The sequence below is a fragment of the Pseudomonas sp. NFPP07 genome (genome assembly GCF_900115645.1).
Lineage (GTDB): Bacteria > Pseudomonadota > Gammaproteobacteria > Pseudomonadales > Pseudomonadaceae > Aquipseudomonas > Aquipseudomonas chlororaphis.
Map to the genome: position 1 here is coordinate 215762 of NZ_FOXG01000003.1, position 17782 is coordinate 233543.

Here is a 17782-nt window from a genome sequence, read left to right on the forward strand (position 1 = left end):
ATAAGCTGCGTTAAACCCCAATGCCCCTGTCGAAAGACAGGGGCATTTTTATTGGCGTCGCCCTTTGTAGCCGCTGGCGCAGCCTGCGATCGAGTGCGTAGCGCTCGCAAGCTCGTTCAGCGTGAGAGTGATGTGGAGTTGGCATTCCACATCCGCTGTGCGGCCGAATGCAGGCAGCTACAGGGAAATGGCGGGGGAGGGGAGCACAAACAAATACGGCCTCTATAAAGAGGCCGTATCCGCTGCAGTCAAGACGTTAGCGCAAGGCAACAGGTCTTACTTGCGGTCTTCCAGCTTGGTGATGTCGCGCGACTCGTAGCCGGTGTACAGCTGGCGAGGACGGCCGATCTTGTAAGGGCTGGAGAGCATTTCTTTCCAGTGCGAGATCCAGCCGACGGTACGCGCCAGGGCGAAGATCACGGTGAACATGCTGGTCGGAATGCCGATGGCCTTGAGGATGATCCCCGAGTAGAAGTCGACGTTCGGGTACAGCGAGCGCTCGATGAAGTACGGGTCGGTCAGGGCGATCTCTTCCAGGCGCATGGCCAGTTCGAGTTGCGGATCGTTGGTGATGCCCAGTTCCTTCAACACTTCGTCGCAGGTCTGCTTCATGACGGTGGCGCGCGGGTCGCGGTTCTTGTAGACGCGGTGACCGAAGCCCATCAGCTTGAACGGATCGTTCTTGTCCTTGGCCTTGGCGATGAACTTGTCGATGTTCGAGACATCGCCAATTTCGTCGAGCATGGTCAGTACCGCTTCGTTGGCGCCGCCGTGAGCCGGGCCCCAGAGTGCGGCGATACCGGCAGCGATACAGGCGAACGGGTTGGCGCCCGAGGAGCCCGCCAGGCGTACGGTGGAGGTCGATGCGTTCTGCTCGTGGTCGGCATGGAGGATGAAGATCCGGTCCATTGCCTTGGCCAGCACCGGGCTGATTGGTTTGATCTCGCACGGGGTGTTGAACATCATGTGCAGGAAGTTTTCCGCGTACGACAGGTCGTTGCGCGGGTACATCATGGGTTGGCCCATGGAGTACTTGTAAACCATCGCGGCCAGGGTCGGCATCTTGGCAACCAGGCGGATCGCGGAGATTTCGCGATGCTGCGGGTTATTGATGTCCAGGGAGTCGTGGTAGAAGGCAGAGAGGGCGCCGACTACGCCGCACATGACCGCCATCGGGTGGGCGTCGCGACGGAAGCCGTTGAAGAAGGTCTTCAACTGCTCGTGAACCATGGTGTGGTTCTTCACGTTGCCGACGAATTGGGCCTTCTGTTCTGCGGTCGGCAATTCGCCGTTGAGCAGCAGGTAGCAGGTTTCCAGGTAGTCCGACTTTTCAGCCAACTGTTCGATCGGGTAGCCGCGGTGCAACAGAATGCCGTTGTCGCCGTCGATATAGGTGATTTTCGACTCGCAGGAGGCGGTCGACATGAAACCCGGGTCAAAGGTGAAGCGGCCCGTGGCCGTCAAGCCCCGAACATCGATTACATCGGGACCAACGGTGCCGGTTAAAATGGGCAGCTCGACGGGGGCTGCGCCCTCGATGATCAACTGCGCTTTTTTGTCAGCCATGTGGCCTCCTATTTATGCTTGAAATCATCAGACAGACCCCCCACGCAGGGCCCGCACCACTATAGTGAGATAAATCCGAATGTCAATTTGCCTAAAGTCTTGCCCCAGAAGGCTTTAACCGGACTTTTTCCTCGAAATTCCCCGCCATTTACGCCTTTTATCCGCCTAACGCAATGAGCTATTAGGGGAAGGTGATTGCGTTGTCATTAGTAGCCTAACTGTCTATACTCGGCCACCGACCGCCATGGGCTTTCGGGCCCGGTTTGATGGGGGTCGTCACTCCCTGGGTGGTGGGTACCTGACCAGTGCACTCCCCAACAACTTTGCCCTGATTGTTAGGGGCTCTTCAGTGTGAAAAAAGCCGTGAATAGCCAACGACCTGTAAACCTAGACCTAAGGACCATCAAACTCCCAGTCACTGCTTACACGTCCATCCTTCACCGTATTTCCGGTGTCATCCTCTTTGTGAGCCTTGCCATCATGCTTTATGCATTGGACAAGTCGCTCAGCTCCGAGGAAGGCTTCGGCGAGGTGAAAGCGTGTCTGACCAGTCCGCTAGCCAAGCTAGTGATTTGGGGCATCCTGTCCGCCTTGCTGTATCACTTGGTTGCCGGTGTGCGCCATTTGATCATGGACATGGGCATCGGTGAGACGCTGGAAGGCGGCAAGCTGGGCTCTAAAATCGTTATCGCCGTATCCGTGGTGGTAATCGTTCTGGCAGGAGTTTGGATATGGTAACTAACGTCACGAACCTGTCGCGTTCGGGCCTCTATGACTGGATGGCACAGCGTGTGTCTGCGGTCGTTCTCGCGGCTTATTTCATCTTCCTGATCGGATACCTCGTTGCGAACCCGGGCCTTGGCTACGAGCAATGGCACGCACTGTTCTCCAACAACTGGATGCGTATCTTCAGCCTGCTGGCCATGGTTGCTCTGGGCGCTCACGCCTGGGTCGGCATGTGGACCATTTCGACCGACTACCTGACGCCGATGGCGCTGGGCAAGTCGGCGACTGCAGTACGTTTCCTTTTCCAGGCAGTATGCGGCGTTGCAATGTTCGCCTACTTCGTCTGGGGTGTGCAGATTCTCTGGGGTATCTGATTCATGGCTAACATTCCAACGATTTCTTTCGACGCCATCATCATTGGTGGCGGCGGTGCCGGCATGCGTGCCGCATTGCAGCTGGCCCAGGGCGGCCACAAGACTGCAGTGATCACCAAGGTGTTCCCGACCCGCTCGCACACTGTGTCGGCCCAGGGCGGCATCACCTGCGCCATCGCGTCGGCCGACCCGAACGATGACTGGCGCTGGCACATGTACGATACCGTCAAGGGTTCCGACTATATCGGTGACCAGGACGCTATCGAATACATGTGTCAGGAAGGCCCGGCCGCGGTTTTCGAACTGGACCACATGGGTCTGCCATTCTCCCGCACCGAAACCGGTCGTATCTACCAGCGTCCTTTCGGCGGCCAGTCCAAGGACTACGGTAAAGGCGGCCAGGCTGCCCGTACCTGCGCGGCTTCCGACCGTACCGGTCACGCGCTGCTGCACACCCTTTATCAGGGCAACCTGAAAGCCGGCACCACCTTCCTGAACGAGTACTACGCTGTTGACCTGGTGAAGAACCAGGACGGCGCGTTCGTCGGTGTGATCGCGATCTGCATCGAAACCGGCGAAACCACCTACATCCGCGCAAAAGCCACCGTATTGGCGACTGGCGGTGCAGGGCGTATCTATGCGTCCACCACCAACGCCCTGATCAACACCGGTGACGGTGTCGGCATGGCGCTGCGTGCCGGCGTGCCGGTACAAGACATCGAAATGTGGCAGTTCCACCCGACCGGCATCGCCGGCGCCGGTGTACTGGTTACTGAAGGTTGCCGTGGTGAAGGCGGTTACCTGATCAACAAGCACGGCGAGCGTTTCATGGAGCGTTATGCTCCGAACGCCAAGGACCTTGCCGGTCGTGACGTTGTTGCCCGTTCGATGGTTAAGGAAATCATCGCCGGCAACGGTTGCGGTCCGAATGGCGACCACGTGATGCTCAAGCTCGACCACCTGGGCGAGGAAGTGCTGCACAGCCGTCTGCCAGGCATCTGCGAACTGTCCAAGACTTTCGCTCACGTTGACCCGGTGGTTGCTCCGGTTCCGGTTGTTCCGACTTGCCACTATATGATGGGCGGCGTTGCCACCAACATTCATGGTCAGGCGATCACCCAGAACGCCGAAGGCAACGACGAAATCATCCCTGGCCTGTTCGCGGTGGGTGAAGTGGCTTGCGTATCGGTTCACGGTGCCAACCGTCTGGGCGGCAACTCGCTGCTCGACCTGGTGGTATTCGGCCGCGCTGCCGGCCTGCACCTGGAAAAAGCGCTGACCGACGGCATCGAATACGACGACGCCACCGACGCCGACATCAATGCGGCCCTGGCACGTCTGTCCGCCCTCAACGAGCGTACCGACGGCGAAGACGTGGCTACCCTGCGTCGCGAGCTGCAAAGCTGCATGCAGAACTACTTCGGCGTATTCCGCACCGGCGAATACATGCAGAAGGGCATCGCCCAGCTGGCCGAGCTGCGTACCCGCATCGCCAACGTCAAGATCAACGACAAGTCGCAGGCGTTCAACACCGCACGTATCGAAGCACTGGAACTGCAGAACCTGCTGGAAGTGGCCGAAGCCACTGCCATCGCTGCCGAAGTGCGTAAAGAGTCCCGCGGCGCCCACGCCCGTGAAGACTTCGAAGACCGCGACGACGAAAACTGGCTGTGCCACACCCTGTACTTCCCGGGTGAGAAGCGCGTTGCCAAGCGTGCCGTTAACTTCTCGCCGAAGACTGTTCCGACTTTTGAACCAAAAGTCCGGACTTACTAAAGGGTGATCGATATGTTGCAAGTCGAAGTTTATCGTTACAACCCTGACACCGACTCCGCGCCGAAAACCCAGGTTTTCCAGGTCGACACCGGTGGCAAGGATCTGATGGTGCTGGACGTACTGGCGCTGATCAAAGAGCAGGACGAAGGTTTCTCCTATCGTCGCTCCTGCCGTGAAGGCGTTTGCGGTTCCGATGGCATGAACATCAACGGCAAGAACGGCCTGGCCTGCATCACGCCGCTGTCTGCCGTGGTGAAGAACAACAAGCTGGTTGTTCGTCCGCTGCCAGGTTTGCCGGTTATCCGTGACCTGGTCGTCGATATGAGCATCTTCTACAAGCAATACGAGAAGGTGAAGCCATTCCTGCAGAACGACACGCCGGCTCCGGCCATCGAGCGTCTGCAGTCCCCTGAAGAGCGCGAAAAGCTCGATGGTCTGTACGAGTGCATCCTGTGCGCTTGCTGCTCGACTTCCTGCCCGTCCTTCTGGTGGAACCCGGACAAGTTCCTGGGTCCAGCTGCCCTGCTGCAAGCCTATCGCTTCCTGGCAGACAGCCGCGACACCAAGACGTCCGAGCGCCTGGCTTCGCTGGATGATCCGTTCAGCGTATTCCGCTGCCGCGGCATCATGAACTGCGTCAACGTTTGTCCGAAAGGCCTGAACCCGACTAAGGCCATCGGTCACATACGTAACATGCTGCTCTCGAGCGGCGTGTGATTCAGCTGCTGTAACCCAGTTGTTGTAAAGGCAGGACCGCTGTACCCGTAGAGGCTACGGCGCAGGCTTCAACCGGCGCCGTAGTTTTAAGCTGAGCAGCAGCTCACAAAGTTGCCGCTCGTATTTTGAAGAAATGAGACAAGCAGGGGCATCCGGGCTGGTACCCGGACTATCAGCGTGATCCTAAGTGGCTTGTTTTGGTCGCTGCACTCGGACTTTTGCAAGTTTGCTCGGTGTCTTCGCCGGTGGTGTTCCCCTAACCGAGGGTGACCAAGCATGCAAGAAAGCGTGATGCAGCGCATGTGGAACAGCGCCTACCTATCCGGTAGTAACGCTGCCTATGTGGAAGAGCTCTACGAGCTCTACCTGCACGACCCTAACGCTGTGCCAGAAGAGTGGCGCACTTACTTCCAGAAGTTGCCTACCGACGGCAGCACTGCCATCGATGTTTCGCACTCGACAATCCGCGATCATTTCGTGTTGCTGGCAAAGAACCAGCGCCGCGCCCAGCCGGTATCCGCCGGTAGCGTGAGCAGCGAGCACGAGAAGAAGCAAGTTGAAGTGCTGCGATTGATCCAGGCCTACCGTATGCGTGGCCACCAGGCAGCCCAGCTTGACCCGCTGGGGCTGTGGCAGCGTCCTGCACCTGCAGACCTGTCAATCAATCATTACGGCTTGACCAATGCCGATCTTGATACGACCTTCCGTGCCGGCGACCTGTTCATCGGCAAAGAGGAAGCGAGCCTACGCGAAATTCACGAAGCGTTGCAGCAGACATATTGCCGCACCATCGGCGCTGAATTTACGCATATCACCGATTCCGAGCAGCGCCAGTGGTTCCAGCAGCGTCTGGAAAGCGTACGCGGCCGTCCGACCTACTCCACGGATATCAAGGGTCACCTGCTCGAGCGCGTCACCGCAGCTGAAGGCCTCGAAAAATACCTGGGCACCAAGTACCCGGGCACCAAGCGTTTCGGCCTGGAAGGCGGCGAAAGCCTGATCCCGATGCTCGACGAGCTGATCCAGCGTTCCGGTTCCTACGGGACCAAGGAAGTCGTGATCGGCATGGCCCACCGTGGTCGCCTCAACGTCCTGGTCAACACCTTCGGCAAGAACCCGCGCGAGCTGTTCGACGAGTTCGAAGGCAAGAAGAAGGTCGAGCTGGGCTCCGGTGACGTGAAATACCACCAGGGCTTCTCGTCCAACGTGATGACCACCGGCGGTGAAGTTCACCTGGCCATGGCCTTCAACCCGTCCCACCTGGAGATCGTTTCGCCAGTGGTCGAGGGTTCGGTGCGCGCCCGTCAGGATCGCCGCAACGACCAGACCGGTGACAAGGTTCTGCCAATCTCCATCCACGGTGACGCTGCATTCGCAGGTCAGGGCGTGGTGATGGAAACCTTCCAGATGTCGCAGACCCGCGGTTTCAAGACCGGCGGCACCGTGCACATCGTGATCAACAACCAGGTCGGTTTCACCATCAGCAACCCGCTGGACTCGCGTTCCACCGAGTACGCCACCGACGTCGCGAAAATGATCCAGGCGCCGATCCTCCATGTGAATGGTGACGATCCGGAAGCCGTACTGTTCGTGACCCAGCTGGCCATCGACTACCGCATGCAGTACAAGCGCGATGTGGTGATCGACCTGGTCTGCTACCGTCGTCGCGGCCACAACGAAGCGGACGAGCCAAGCGGCACCCAGCCTCTGATGTACCAGCAGATCGCCAAGCAGCGCACCACCCGTGAGCTGTATGCCGATCGTCTGGTCCAGGCAAGCGTGCTCGACGCCGAGCGTGTTCAGGCGAAAGTCGACGAATACCGCAACGCGCTGGACAACGGCCTGCACGTAGTGAAGAGCCTGGTCAAAGAGCCGAACAAAGAGCTGTTCGTGGACTGGCGTCCATATCTGGGCCACGCCTGGACTGCGCGTCACGACACCACCTTCGATCTGAAGACCCTGCAGGAACTGTCCGCCAAGCTGCTGGAGCTGCCGGAAGGCTTCGTGGTTCAGCGCCAGGTCGCGAAGATCTACGAAGACCGTCAGAAGATGCAAGCCGGCGGCCTGCCGATCAACTGGGGTTATGCCGAAACCATGGCATACGCGACCCTGGCGTTCGAAGGTCACCCGATCCGCATGACCGGCCAGGACATCGGTCGCGGTACGTTCTCGCACCGTCATGCGGTCCTGCACAACCAGAAAGACGCCAGCACCTACATTCCGCTGCAGCACCTGTACGACGGCCAGCCACGTTTCGATCTGTACGATTCGTTCCTGTCCGAAGAAGCCGTACTGGCGTTCGAATACGGTTACTCGACCACCACGCCAAACGCGCTGGTGATCTGGGAAGCCCAGTTCGGCGACTTCGCCAACGGTGCCCAGGTGGTGATCGACCAGTTCATCACCAGTGGCGAGCACAAGTGGGGCCGTCTCTGCGGCCTGACCATGCTGCTGCCGCACGGTTATGAAGGTCAGGGTCCGGAGCACTCTTCGGCTCGTCTGGAGCGTTACCTGCAGCTGTGCGCCGAGCACAACATCCAGGTCTGCATGCCGACCACTCCGGCCCAGATCTACCACCTGCTGCGTCGTCAGGTGATTCGCCCGCTGCGCAAGCCGCTGGTGGTCCTGACTCCGAAGTCGCTGCTGCGTCACAAACTGGCCATCTCGACCCTGGAAGATCTGGCGGAAGGTTCGTTCCAGACCGTTATTCCGGAAATCGATGCCCAGGATCCAAAAGACGTGAATCGTCTGATTCTGTGCAGCGGCAAGGTCTACTACGACCTGCTGGAAAAACGCCGTGCCGAAGGCCGCGACGACATCGCCGTCGTGCGTATCGAGCAGCTGTACCCATTCCCTGAGGACGACTTGAACGAAGTCCTGGCTCCGTACACCAACCTCAAGCATGTCGTTTGGTGTCAGGAAGAGCCGATGAACCAGGGGGCCTGGTACTGCAGCCAGCACCACATGCGCCGCATCGTTGGCAATCACGACAAGTCGCTTGTACTCGAGTACGCGGGCCGTGAAGCCTCTGCTGCACCTGCATGCGGTTACGCGTCGATGCACGCCGAGCAGCAGGAAAAACTGCTGCAAGATGCTTTCACTGTTTAACGCCTTCGCGCACCTGAAACCGAATTTAAGGAACCACAGATAATGGCTATCGAGATCAAAGCCCCCACTTTCCCGGAATCGGTTGCCGATGGCACCGTTGCCACCTGGCACAAAAAACCGGGCGACGCCGTCAAGCGCGACGAACTGATCGTCGACATCGAAACCGACAAGGTCGTGCTGGAAGTTCTGGCCACCGCTGACGGCGTGCTGGGCGCTATCGTCAAGAACGAAGGCGACACCGTTCTGTCCGACGAAGTCCTGGGCTCCATCGCCGAAGGCGCTGCCGCCGCTGCTGCTCCAGCCGCTGCCGCACCGGCTGCCGCCCAGGCCGCAGCTCCTGCCGCCGAAGGCGAAGACGATCCAATCGCTGCTCCAGCCGCGCGCAAGCTGGCCGAAGAGAACGGCATCAACATCGCTTCCGTTGCCGGTACCGGCAAAGGCGGCCGCGTGACCAAGGAAGACGTGGTTGCCGCCGTTGCTGCCAAGAAAGCCGCTCCGGCTGCCGCGCCTGCCAAGGCCGCTGCTCCTGCCGCCGCTGCTCCGGTGTTCGCTGCTGGCGACCGCGTCGAGAAGCGCGTTCCGATGACCCGCCTGCGTGCCAAGGTTGCCGAGCGTCTGGTCGAAGCCCAGTCGAACATGGCGATGCTGACCACTTTCAACGAAGTCGACATGACCGAAGTCATGGCCCTGCGTTCGAAGTACAAGGATCTGTTCGAGAAGTCCCACAACGGCGTACGCCTGGGCTTCATGTCGTTCTTCGTCAAGGCTGCTACCGAAGCGCTGAAGCGTTTCCCCGCGGTCAACGCCTCGATCGACGGCTCCGACATCGTTTACCACGGCTACGCCGACATCGGTGTTGCCGTGTCCAGCGACCGCGGCCTGGTGGTTCCGGTTCTGCGTAACGCCGAACTGATGAGCCTGGCTGAAATCGAAGGCGGCATCGCCACCTTCGGCAAGAAAGCCCGTGACGGCAAACTGTCGATGGAAGAGATGACCGGCGGTACTTTCACCATCACCAACGGTGGTACTTTCGGTTCGATGATGTCGACTCCGATCGTCAACCCGCCACAAGCGGCGATCCTGGGCATGCACAACATTCTGCAGCGTCCTATGGCGATCAACGGTCAGGTGGTTATCCGTCCGATGATGTACCTGGCTCTGTCCTACGATCACCGTTTGATCGACGGCAAAGAAGCAGTGACCTTCCTGGTTACCATCAAGAACCTGCTGGAAGACCCGGCTCGTCTGCTGCTGGATATCTGATTTCGTAGCATGGGCCGATCAGCGATGATCGGCCTTTCGCCGAAACGAACAGCTTCGTCCCACGACGGCCTCCACAAGAGGCCGTCCGGTTTGATTCGAGAAGGAATGACACATGACTCAGAAATTCGACGTGGTAGTGATTGGCGCAGGCCCTGGCGGCTATGTAGCTGCCATTAAAGCGGCGCAACTCGGCCTCACGACTGCCTGCATCGAGAAATATACCGACAAGGAGGGCAAACTGGCCCTCGGCGGTACTTGCCTGAACGTCGGCTGCATCCCTTCCAAGGCGCTGCTGGACAGCTCCTGGAAATTCCACGAAGCCCAAGACGGTTTCGCGATCCACGGTATCAGCCACGCTGGCGTGTCCATGGACGTGCCTGCGATGGTCGGCCGCAAGGCCAACATCGTGAAAAACCTGACCAGCGGTGTTGCCACCCTGTTCAAGGCCAACGGCGTGACCTCCATCCAGGGCCACGGCAAACTGCTGGCCGGCAAGAAAGTCGAAGTCACCAAGCCTGACGGCTCGGTGGAAGTGATCGAAGCCGAGAACGTCATCCTGGCGCCAGGCTCCCGTCCAATCGACATTCCACCGGCTCCGGTCGATCAGAAAGTGATCGTCGACTCCACCGGCGCCCTGGAATTCCAATCCGTACCAAAACGCCTGGGCGTGATCGGCGCTGGCGTGATCGGTCTGGAACTGGGTTCGGTATGGTCCCGTCTGGGCGCTGAAGTGACTGTCCTAGAGGCCCTGGACACCTTCCTGATGGCTGCCGACACCGCCGTCTCCAAGGAAGCGCTGAAAACCCTGACCAAACAGGGTCTGGATATCAAGCTGGGCGCTCGCGTCACCGGCTCCAAGGTCAACGGCGAAGAAGTGGTCGTGACCTACACCGATGCCAACGGCGAACAGAACATCACTTTCGATAAGCTGATCGTAGCCGTTGGTCGCCGTCCAGTGACCACTGATCTGCTGGCTGCCGATTGCGGCGTGACCCTCGACGAGCGCGGTTTCGTGCACGTCGACGATCACTGCGCCACCACCGTACCGGGCGTTTACGCGATCGGCGACGTGGTTCGCGGCATGATGCTGGCTCACAAAGCCTCGGAAGAGGGCATCATGGTCGTCGAGCGCATCAAGGGCCACAAGGCTCAGATGAACTATGACCTGATCCCTTCGGTTATTTATACTCACCCGGAAATCGCGTGGGTCGGCAAGACCGAGCAGGCCTTGAAAGCTGAAGGCGTTGAAGTTAACGTCGGCACCTTCCCGTTCGCAGCCAGCGGCCGTGCCATGGCAGCCAACGACACCGGCGGTTTCGTAAAAGTCATCGCTGATGCCAAGACTGACCGTGTACTGGGCGTTCACGTGATCGGCCCAAGCGCGGCAGAACTGGTTCAGCAAGGTGCGATCGGCATGGAATTCGGCACCAGCGCCGAAGACCTGGGCATGATGGTTTTCTCCCATCCAACCCTGTCCGAAGCCCTGCACGAAGCAGCACTGGCAGTGAATGGCGGCGCCATCCACATCGCCAACCGCAAAAAGCGTTAAGACAATAAGAAACCACGGCGGATTGCCCGTCGTGAGCCTTGCGAGCAAGACTCACCGCGGAACGTCCGCTGGACTCGACCTCACGGGAATCTTCATGCGCTGTGCCGCAGCCCAGGCTGCGGATGCGGGGCAGGGGAGTCCGGTGAGGAGCGGTCACAGGTGGCGCGGCACTCATCAAGAGCGCAGCGCCGAATGCGCAGTACCTAACGAAGACGGTAAAAAGCATGAATCTTCACGAGTATCAGGGTAAGCAGCTGTTCGCTGAATACGGCCTGCCAGTATCCAAAGGCTACGCGGTAGACACCCCGGAAGAAGCAGCAGAAGCTTGCGACAAGATCGGCGGCTCCGAGTGGGTTGTCAAAGCCCAGGTTCACGCCGGTGGTCGCGGTAAAGCGGGCGGCGTAAAGCTGGTTCGCAGCAAAGAAGACGCTAAAGCATTCGCTCAACAGTGGTTGGGCAAGCGTCTGGTGACTTACCAGACTGACGCCAATGGCCAGCCAGTCACCAAGATCCTGGTTGAATCGTGCACTGATATCGCTAAAGAGCTGTACCTGGGCGCTGTCGTCGACCGTTCGAGCCGTCGCATCGTGTTCATGGCTTCCACCGAAGGTGGCGTGGACATCGAGAAAATCGCTCACGACACCCCTGAGAAAATCCTCAAGGCTACTATCGATCCGCTGGTTGGCGCTCAGCCATTCCAGGGTCGCGAGCTGGCTTTCCAGCTGGGCCTGGAAGGCAAGCAAGTCACTCAGTTCGCCAAGATCTTCGTAGGCCTGGCCAAACTGTTCCAGGACCACGATCTGGCACTGCTGGAAGTGAACCCGCTGGTGATCAAGGCTGATGGCGATCTGCACTGCCTGGACGCGAAGATCAACATCGACGCCAACGCCATGTACCGCCAGCCTAAGCTGAAGACTTTCCACGATCCGTCCCAGGACGATCCGCGCGAAGCGCACGCTGCCAAGTTCGAACTGAACTACGTAGCGCTGGAAGGCAACATCGGCTGCATGGTCAACGGCGCCGGCCTGGCCATGGGTACCATGGACATCGTCAACCTGCACGGCGGCAAGCCAGCCAACTTCCTCGACGTAGGTGGTGGTGCTACCAAAGAGCGCGTGACCGAAGCCTTCAAGATCATCCTGTCCGACACCAACGTCGCTGCAGTACTGGTCAACATCTTCGGCGGCATCGTTCGTTGCGACATGATTGCCGAAGGCATCATCGGTGCAGTGAAAGAAGTCGGCGTGAAAATCCCGGTTGTTGTTCGCCTCGAAGGCAACAACGCTGAACTGGGCGCTAAAGTACTGGCAGAAAGCGGCTTGAACATCATCGCTGCTACCAGCCTGACCGACGCTGCTCAACAAGTTGTCAAAGCTGCGGAGGGCAAATAATGAGCGTCCTGATCAATAAAGACACCAAAGTTATCTGCCAGGGTATTACCGGTTCGCAAGGTAGTTTCCACACCCAGCAAGCCATCGAATACGGCACCAAGATGGTTGGCGGCGTAACTCCGGGCAAAGGTGGCACCGAGCACCTGGGCCTGCCTGTCTTCAACACCGTGAAAGACGCTGTAGCTGCCACTGGCGCCACCGCCAGCGTGATCTACGTTCCGGCTCCTTTCTGCAAGGACTCCATCCTGGAAGCGGCATTCGGCGGCATCAAGCTGATCGTCTGCATCACCGAAGGCATTCCTACCCTGGACATGCTGGACGCTAAAGTTAAGTGCGACGAGCTGGGTGTTACCCTGATCGGCCCTAACTGCCCAGGCGTGATCACTCCAGGCGAATGCAAGATCGGCATCATGCCAGGTCACATTCACTTGCCAGGCAAGGTCGGTATCGTTTCCCGTTCCGGCACCCTGACTTACGAAGCCGTGAAGCAGACCACTGACGCCGGTTTCGGTCAGTCCACCTGCGTCGGCATCGGTGGTGACCCGATCCCAGGCTCCAACTTCATCGACATCCTGAAGCTGTTCCAGGAAGACCCGAAGACCGAAGCGATCGTGATGATCGGTGAGATCGGCGGTTCGGCTGAAGAAGAAGCGGCTGCCTACATCAAGGCTAACGTGACCAAGCCGGTTGTTTCCTACATCGCTGGTGTGACTGCTCCTCCGGGCAAGCGCATGGGCCATGCTGGCGCAATCATCTCTGGCGGCAAAGGCACTGCAGACGAGAAATTCGCTGCTCTGCAAGACGCAGGCGTGAAAACCGTGCGTTCGCTGGCAGACATCGGCAAGGCCCTGGCCGAGCTGACTGGCTGGGCTGTCAAGTAAGCCTCGCGCTTAGCTGACGCTCCACCAACAAAGGCCACCTTCGGGTGGCCTTTGTGCTTTCTGGCTATCGGAAAGGGCTCGCGATCATGGCAAACGGCTATTTATCTACATAAACGCGACACGCAAATGTCGCTGATCGGACAGTTCGCCCTCTAACAGTGCGTTTGTCTTACAAATTCGGTAGTCTAGCCGCCTCTTTTGCGTCTGCGTCCCACAAGGAAACTGCGCGCTAAACGGGTCAGTCCTATACGGACCGACAGCATTTCCCTCACCCATAAGGGAAATCCCTCTCTAAATTCCGATTCAGTAGTGTGGTATTTCCTTAATGAAAGTGTTGAAAGGCCAGGACATTCTGGCACTGGGTTTTATGACCTTTGCCCTGTTCGTTGGGGCCGGCAATATCATCTTCCCGCCTATCGTCGGCTTGCAGTCCGGACCTAACGTCTGGATCGCGGCGCTGGGCTTTCTGATCACCGCCGTGGGCCTTCCAGTGGTGACCGTCGTTGCGCTGGCCAAGGTCGGCGGGGCGATGGACGCGCTGAGCAGCCCGATCGGCAAGATCGCCGGCGGCCTGCTGGCGGCGGTCTGCTACCTGGCGGTCGGCCCGTTGTTCGCGACGCCGCGTACCGCGACCGTGTCCTTCGAAGTAGGCCTGGCGCCCCTGACCGGCGAAAGCCCGCTGGCGCTGTTCCTCTATAGCTCGGTGTATTTCCTGCTGGTGTTTTTCATCTCCCTTTACCCAGGACGCCTGCTGGACACCGTTGGGCGTTTCCTCGCGCCGCTGAAGATCATCGCCCTGGCCGTATTGGGCATCGCCGCGTTCGCCTTGCCGGCCGGTGATATCGGTACCGCGACGCCCGAATACGTTGCGGCGCCGTTCTCCCAGGGCTTCATCAATGGTTACCTGACCATGGATACCCTGGGCGCGCTGGTGTTCGGCATCGTCATCGTCAACGCCATCCGTTCCCGCGGTGTCGAGTCGCCACGCCTGATCACCCGTTACGCGATCATCGCCGGGCTGATTGCCGGTGTCGGCCTGGCGCTGGTGTATGTCAGCCTGTTCCGCCTGGGCTCGGGCAGTCACGAAGTCGCGGCCGGTGCCACCAATGGCGCGGCGGTGCTGCACGCTTATGTGCAACACACCTTCGGTTCCCTGGGCAGTGGCTTCCTCGCCGTGCTGATTTCCCTGGCCTGCCTGGTGACCGCGGTTGGTTTGACCTGCGCTTGCGCCGAGTACTTCAGCCGCGTACTGCCGCTGTCGTACAAGACCCTGGTGATCATCCTGGCGGCGTTCTCGCTGCTAGTGTCCAACCTGGGCCTGACCAAGCTGATCGCCTTCTCCATCCCGGTGCTGACCGCCATCTACCCGCCGTGCATCGCCCTGGTGGCCCTGAGCTTCTGCAAGGACTTCTGGCATGAGCAAGGCCGCATCGTCGGTCCGGTGATGCTGGTGTCCTTCCTGTTCGGCCTGATCGACGCCCTCAAGGGCGCCGGCCTGGCGGACTGGATGCCAACCCAGTTGATGCACCTGCCACTGAGTGAGCAGGGCCTGGCGTGGCTGGTGCCTTCGGTCATGACCCTGGTGGTCGCGGTCGCCTGCGACCGCCTGCTGGGCAAGCGCAGCGAAGCGCTGGCCTAGACCGCTATCTGCCGGGGCCTGTCACAAGCGGGCACCGAGTAGCCATGAAAATGCCCCGTATCCAGCGATACGGGGCATTTTTTATGGGCGGCCGATGGTGTCTTTTTTCCTCGATCAACGTCGAAGCAGTGCCAGTTGTATCCGCACTCTGCCAACGCCTACCCGGGAACCTGCATGTCGTTCGTCGAAGCCAACCTGATCCATCTCATCGCCGCCCTCTGGTTTGTCATCTGCTGGGGCGGCTACACCCGCTACGCCACGTGGAAGGGCCGCGATACCGCGTGCCTGGCCAGCGTGCTGCACCTGTACCGGGAAGACTGGATGCGCCGCATGCTGCTGCGCGATAACCGCATTGCCGACGCCAGCGTGATCGGCAACCTGGAGCGCAACGCCTCGTTCTTTGCCTCCAGCACCCTGATTATCCTCGCCGGTATCCTCACCGTGCTTGGCGCTTCCGAGCGTGCGGTGTCGCTGCTGGCCGACATTCCCATGGTGCAGCAGGCCTCCCAGGGCATGTCGGAGATCAAGCTGCTGTGCCTGGCCCTGGTGTTCGTCTACGCCTTCTTCACCTTCAGCTGGTGCATGCGCCAGTACAACTTCGCGGCCATTCTCGTGGGCTCGGCGCCGATGATCGGTGAGCGGCATGTTTCCGAACAGGAGCGGAAAGCCTTTGCAATGCGGGCCGCGCGGGTGATTTCCATGGCCGCCAACCAGTTCAACTTCGGCCTGCGTTCCTATTACTTCGGCATGAGCATGCTGGCCTGGTTCGTCAGCCCCTGGCTGTTCATGTTGATGAGCGCGGGCGTGGTGCTGGTGCTGTACCGCCGGGAGTTTCATTCCGACGTGTTGGACGTGATGGTCTATACCCCTACAGAGGCGCCATTGCCCGAGGTGAACAAGGAGATAGCCTGATGAGTATTGCTTTCTGGTGTGTGTTTATCAGCGCGCTGTTGATTTACGTGGCGCGCATACCGGTAGCCAGGGCGATGAAAGAGCAGGGCGGCTACGACAATCACCTGCCACGCCAGCAACAGACACAGCTCACGGGGTTTGGCGCCCGGGCAGTGGCGGCGCACCAGAACAGTTTCGAAGCCTTCATGTTATTTGCGGTCGGGGTGCTGATGGCCCATACCACCCAGACTCAGGGCTGGTTGATCGACGGCCTGGCGATCGTCTTCGTCATCACGCGGGTTATCTATCTGCTGTGCTATTGGGCGGATCTTGCCTGGCAGCGCAGTCTGGTCTGGTTTATCGGTCTGCTCTGCTCATTGCTGCTGATGCTTAGTCCGACTTTTCGCAGCCTGTTGGCTTAGCGTTATTGCAGACAAAGTAAAGCCCGCACTAGGCGGGCTTTCTTTTTGCTGCACTAAAACCGGATTAGTTGGTTTTAGGAGCGGCTTCCTTGGCAGCTTCTTCAGCCGCTGCTTTGTTCGATTCAACCTGATCTTTGGCTGCTTCGGCGTTTTCTTTTGCAGCTTCGTTCACTTTATCCTGAGCTTCATTCATTTTCTGTTGAGCTTGCTCAGCATGTTGGTTGGCATCTTGAGCTTTGTCCTCGGATTTTTTATCGCAGGCAGCGAGACCGAGGGAAGCGGTCAGCATCAGGGCAATAGCTAAAGTCTTACGCATGGGGTGTTTCTCCTTATTGAAGATATCTTCTGGCCTTTCGAGCATGGCTCTACAGGTTAAGTTCCTTGAAAGTTAAAGATATATAAAGTGCCGGCAATATGGAACTTTTACCTGTCGCGTTAACCGAGCGGTTTTGACACCAACTAGAGAATTTCCTTATGGAGCAGAACCCTGTTTTTGAGCGTGCGACGCGGTTTTTGTCGGCGCTGCGCCATTGCCAGGTATTGGCCATGAGCGTGCACAGCGCCTCAAAAGACGGCATCACCCTGATGTTGCCTTACAGCCCGCAGATAGTCGGCAACCCAGAGACCGGAGTGATCCACGGTGGCGCGCTGACCTCGTTGATGGACACCGCCTGTGGCATGGCCACGTTGTGCGTCCTGCCGGAGTTCGAGGTCTGCCCGACCCTGGACCTGCGCATCGATTACATGCACCCGGCGCAGCCGGGCAAGAGCGTGTATGGCTTTGCCCAGTGCTACCGGGTGACCACCGATGTGATTTTCACCCGCGGTTTTGCCTATCAGGACGACCCCGAGCACCCTGTTGCCCATGTGGTGGGCACCTTCATGCGCATGGGCAAGGGCATCAAGGGCAGCAAAGGTTTTGCCGGCGCCATCAAGGGTGAGCGGCCATGAGCGACGATTTCCAGAAGCAAGTGCAGCATGCCCACCAGCAAGGCGATTACGCCGCGCTGCTGCAATTGATTCCCTACGCCAGGCTGATTGGCATCGAGTGTTCGCGGCAGGGCGATGAGTTGCTGTTTCGCCTGCCCGCCAACCGCGACAACATCGGCAACCCGTTGCTGCCGGCCCTGCACGGTGGGGTGATCGCCGGATTCATGGAGTTGGCCGCGGCCCTGCATCTGTTGATTGGCACCGGTTCGCCGGGCGTGCCGAAAATCATCGACTTTTCCCTCGATTACCTGCGTGCCGGGCAATTTCGCGATACCTATGCCCGATGCCAGGTCTGCCGCCAGGGACGGCGGGTGGCGAACGTGGCCATCGCCGCCTGGCAGAGCTCCGCAGAAGAACCGATTGCCACCGCCCGCGCACATTTCAAACTCGAAGAAAGTCCAGGGCCTTGAAATCTCAGGTATAGCCCCCAACTCTGTGGACATCCCGCCGTAAGCCCTCCGGGCGCGGCTTATGCCATCTGATTGGAGT

At 59.2% G+C, this 17782-nt stretch carries 16 protein-coding genes; 14 read left to right on the forward strand and 2 right to left on the reverse strand.

The genetic code is table 11. The features are described from left to right. Positions 1 to 276: 276 nt before the first annotated feature. Complete coding sequence (gene gltA / locus BM019_RS09125; RefSeq protein ID WP_007931493.1) at positions 277 to 1566, reverse strand: citrate synthase; 1290 nt, start codon at positions 1564 to 1566, stop codon at positions 277 to 279. 351 nt (positions 1567 to 1917) lie between these two features. Between gltA and sdhC the strand changes: the two genes are divergently transcribed. From sdhC to BM019_RS09185, 12 genes are all read left to right on the forward strand, one after another. Continuing rightward, positions 1918 to 2304: a succinate dehydrogenase, cytochrome b556 subunit gene (sdhC, locus tag BM019_RS09130; protein WP_169915034.1), complete on the forward strand. Its 387-nt coding sequence runs from the start codon at positions 1918 to 1920 to the stop codon at positions 2302 to 2304. Continuing rightward, complete coding sequence (gene sdhD / locus BM019_RS09135; RefSeq protein ID WP_007931497.1) at positions 2298 to 2666, forward strand: succinate dehydrogenase, hydrophobic membrane anchor protein; 369 nt, start codon at positions 2298 to 2300, stop codon at positions 2664 to 2666. The genes sdhC and sdhD overlap by 7 nt, the downstream gene beginning before the upstream one ends. A 3-nt stretch (positions 2667 to 2669) precedes the next feature. After that, a complete protein-coding gene (gene sdhA, locus BM019_RS09140) occupies positions 2670 to 4442 on the forward strand; it encodes a succinate dehydrogenase flavoprotein subunit (RefSeq protein WP_007931499.1) in 1773 nt (590 codons plus the stop codon). A 12-nt stretch (positions 4443 to 4454) separates the two neighbouring features. Continuing rightward, positions 4455 to 5159, forward strand: coding sequence for a succinate dehydrogenase iron-sulfur subunit (locus BM019_RS09145; RefSeq protein ID WP_007931501.1), 705 nt, complete (start codon positions 4455 to 4457; stop codon positions 5157 to 5159). Positions 5160 to 5435: 276 nt separating this feature from the next. After that, positions 5436 to 8267 (forward strand): 2-oxoglutarate dehydrogenase E1 component, encoded by a 2832-nt coding sequence (locus BM019_RS09150; protein ID WP_007931503.1) that lies wholly within the window; start codon positions 5436 to 5438, stop codon positions 8265 to 8267. Between the two features lie 42 nt (positions 8268 to 8309). Beyond that, the gene (gene odhB, locus BM019_RS09155) at positions 8310 to 9530 is read left to right on the forward strand and encodes a 2-oxoglutarate dehydrogenase complex dihydrolipoyllysine-residue succinyltransferase (RefSeq protein WP_009042789.1); all 1221 of its coding nucleotides are present in this window, start codon (positions 8310 to 8312) and stop codon (positions 9528 to 9530) included. A 112-nt stretch (positions 9531 to 9642) separates the two neighbouring features. Beyond that, positions 9643 to 11079 carry a dihydrolipoyl dehydrogenase gene (lpdA, locus tag BM019_RS09160; protein WP_007931507.1) on the forward strand — a complete coding sequence of 479 codons (1437 nt, stop codon included), beginning with the start codon at positions 9643 to 9645 and terminating at the stop codon, positions 11077 to 11079. Between the two features lie 224 nt (positions 11080 to 11303). Further along, entirely contained in the window at positions 11304 to 12470 is a 1167-nt protein-coding gene (sucC, locus tag BM019_RS09165; protein WP_007931510.1) for an ADP-forming succinate--CoA ligase subunit beta, read from the forward strand. Further along, entirely contained in the window at positions 12470 to 13351 is an 882-nt protein-coding gene (gene sucD / locus BM019_RS09170) for a succinate--CoA ligase subunit alpha (protein ID WP_007931513.1), read from the forward strand. The genes sucC and sucD overlap by 1 nt, the downstream gene beginning before the upstream one ends. Positions 13352 to 13676: 325 nt before the next feature. Continuing rightward, on the forward strand, positions 13677 to 14990 hold the full coding sequence (gene brnQ / locus BM019_RS09175) for a branched-chain amino acid transport system II carrier protein (protein WP_085530192.1): 1314 nt from the start codon (positions 13677 to 13679) through the stop codon (positions 14988 to 14990). 174 nt (positions 14991 to 15164) lie between these two features. Further along, entirely contained in the window at positions 15165 to 15902 is a 738-nt protein-coding gene (locus BM019_RS09180; protein ID WP_025805264.1) for a DUF599 domain-containing protein, read from the forward strand. Next, positions 15902 to 16303 carry an MAPEG family protein gene (locus tag BM019_RS09185; RefSeq protein ID WP_009042792.1) on the forward strand — a complete coding sequence of 134 codons (402 nt, stop codon included), beginning with the start codon at positions 15902 to 15904 and terminating at the stop codon, positions 16301 to 16303. The genes BM019_RS09180 and BM019_RS09185 overlap by 1 nt, the downstream gene beginning before the upstream one ends. A 64-nt stretch (positions 16304 to 16367) precedes the next feature. Here BM019_RS09185 and BM019_RS09190 read toward each other — a convergent pair whose 3' ends face one another. After that, a complete protein-coding gene (locus BM019_RS09190; protein WP_009042793.1) occupies positions 16368 to 16619 on the reverse strand; it encodes a hypothetical protein in 252 nt (83 codons plus the stop codon). Between the two features lie 158 nt (positions 16620 to 16777). Between BM019_RS09190 and BM019_RS09195 the strand changes: the two genes are divergently transcribed. Continuing rightward, positions 16778 to 17254 (forward strand): PaaI family thioesterase, encoded by a 477-nt coding sequence (locus tag BM019_RS09195; RefSeq protein WP_009042794.1) that lies wholly within the window; start codon positions 16778 to 16780, stop codon positions 17252 to 17254. Further along, complete coding sequence (locus tag BM019_RS09200; protein ID WP_092418092.1) at positions 17251 to 17703, forward strand: PaaI family thioesterase; 453 nt, start codon at positions 17251 to 17253, stop codon at positions 17701 to 17703. Before BM019_RS09195 ends, BM019_RS09200 begins: the two co-directional genes overlap by 4 nt. Positions 17704 to 17782 lie beyond the last annotated feature (79 nt).

Coding starts and splice junctions, on each gene's coding strand:
- BM019_RS09150 (WP_007931503.1), top strand. CDS start 5,436: ATGCAAGAAAGCGTGATGCAGCGCATGTGGAACAGCGCCTACCTATCC.
- BM019_RS09145 (WP_007931501.1), top strand. CDS start 4,455: ATGTTGCAAGTCGAAGTTTATCGTTACAACCCTGACACCGACTCCGCG.
- odhB (WP_009042789.1), top strand. CDS start 8,310: ATGGCTATCGAGATCAAAGCCCCCACTTTCCCGGAATCGGTTGCCGAT.
- BM019_RS09190 (WP_009042793.1), bottom strand. CDS start 16,619: ATGCGTAAGACTTTAGCTATTGCCCTGATGCTGACCGCTTCCCTCGGT.
- sdhD (WP_007931497.1), top strand. CDS start 2,298: ATGGTAACTAACGTCACGAACCTGTCGCGTTCGGGCCTCTATGACTGG.
- lpdA (WP_007931507.1), top strand. CDS start 9,643: ATGACTCAGAAATTCGACGTGGTAGTGATTGGCGCAGGCCCTGGCGGC.
- sdhA (WP_007931499.1), top strand. CDS start 2,670: ATGGCTAACATTCCAACGATTTCTTTCGACGCCATCATCATTGGTGGC.
- gltA (WP_007931493.1), bottom strand. CDS start 1,566: ATGGCTGACAAAAAAGCGCAGTTGATCATCGAGGGCGCAGCCCCCGTC.
- sucC (WP_007931510.1), top strand. CDS start 11,304: ATGAATCTTCACGAGTATCAGGGTAAGCAGCTGTTCGCTGAATACGGC.
- BM019_RS09195 (WP_009042794.1), top strand. CDS start 16,778: ATGGAGCAGAACCCTGTTTTTGAGCGTGCGACGCGGTTTTTGTCGGCG.
- BM019_RS09200 (WP_092418092.1), top strand. CDS start 17,251: ATGAGCGACGATTTCCAGAAGCAAGTGCAGCATGCCCACCAGCAAGGC.
- BM019_RS09185 (WP_009042792.1), top strand. CDS start 15,902: ATGAGTATTGCTTTCTGGTGTGTGTTTATCAGCGCGCTGTTGATTTAC.
- brnQ (WP_085530192.1), top strand. CDS start 13,677: ATGAAAGTGTTGAAAGGCCAGGACATTCTGGCACTGGGTTTTATGACC.
- BM019_RS09180 (WP_025805264.1), top strand. CDS start 15,165: ATGTCGTTCGTCGAAGCCAACCTGATCCATCTCATCGCCGCCCTCTGG.
- sucD (WP_007931513.1), top strand. CDS start 12,470: ATGAGCGTCCTGATCAATAAAGACACCAAAGTTATCTGCCAGGGTATT.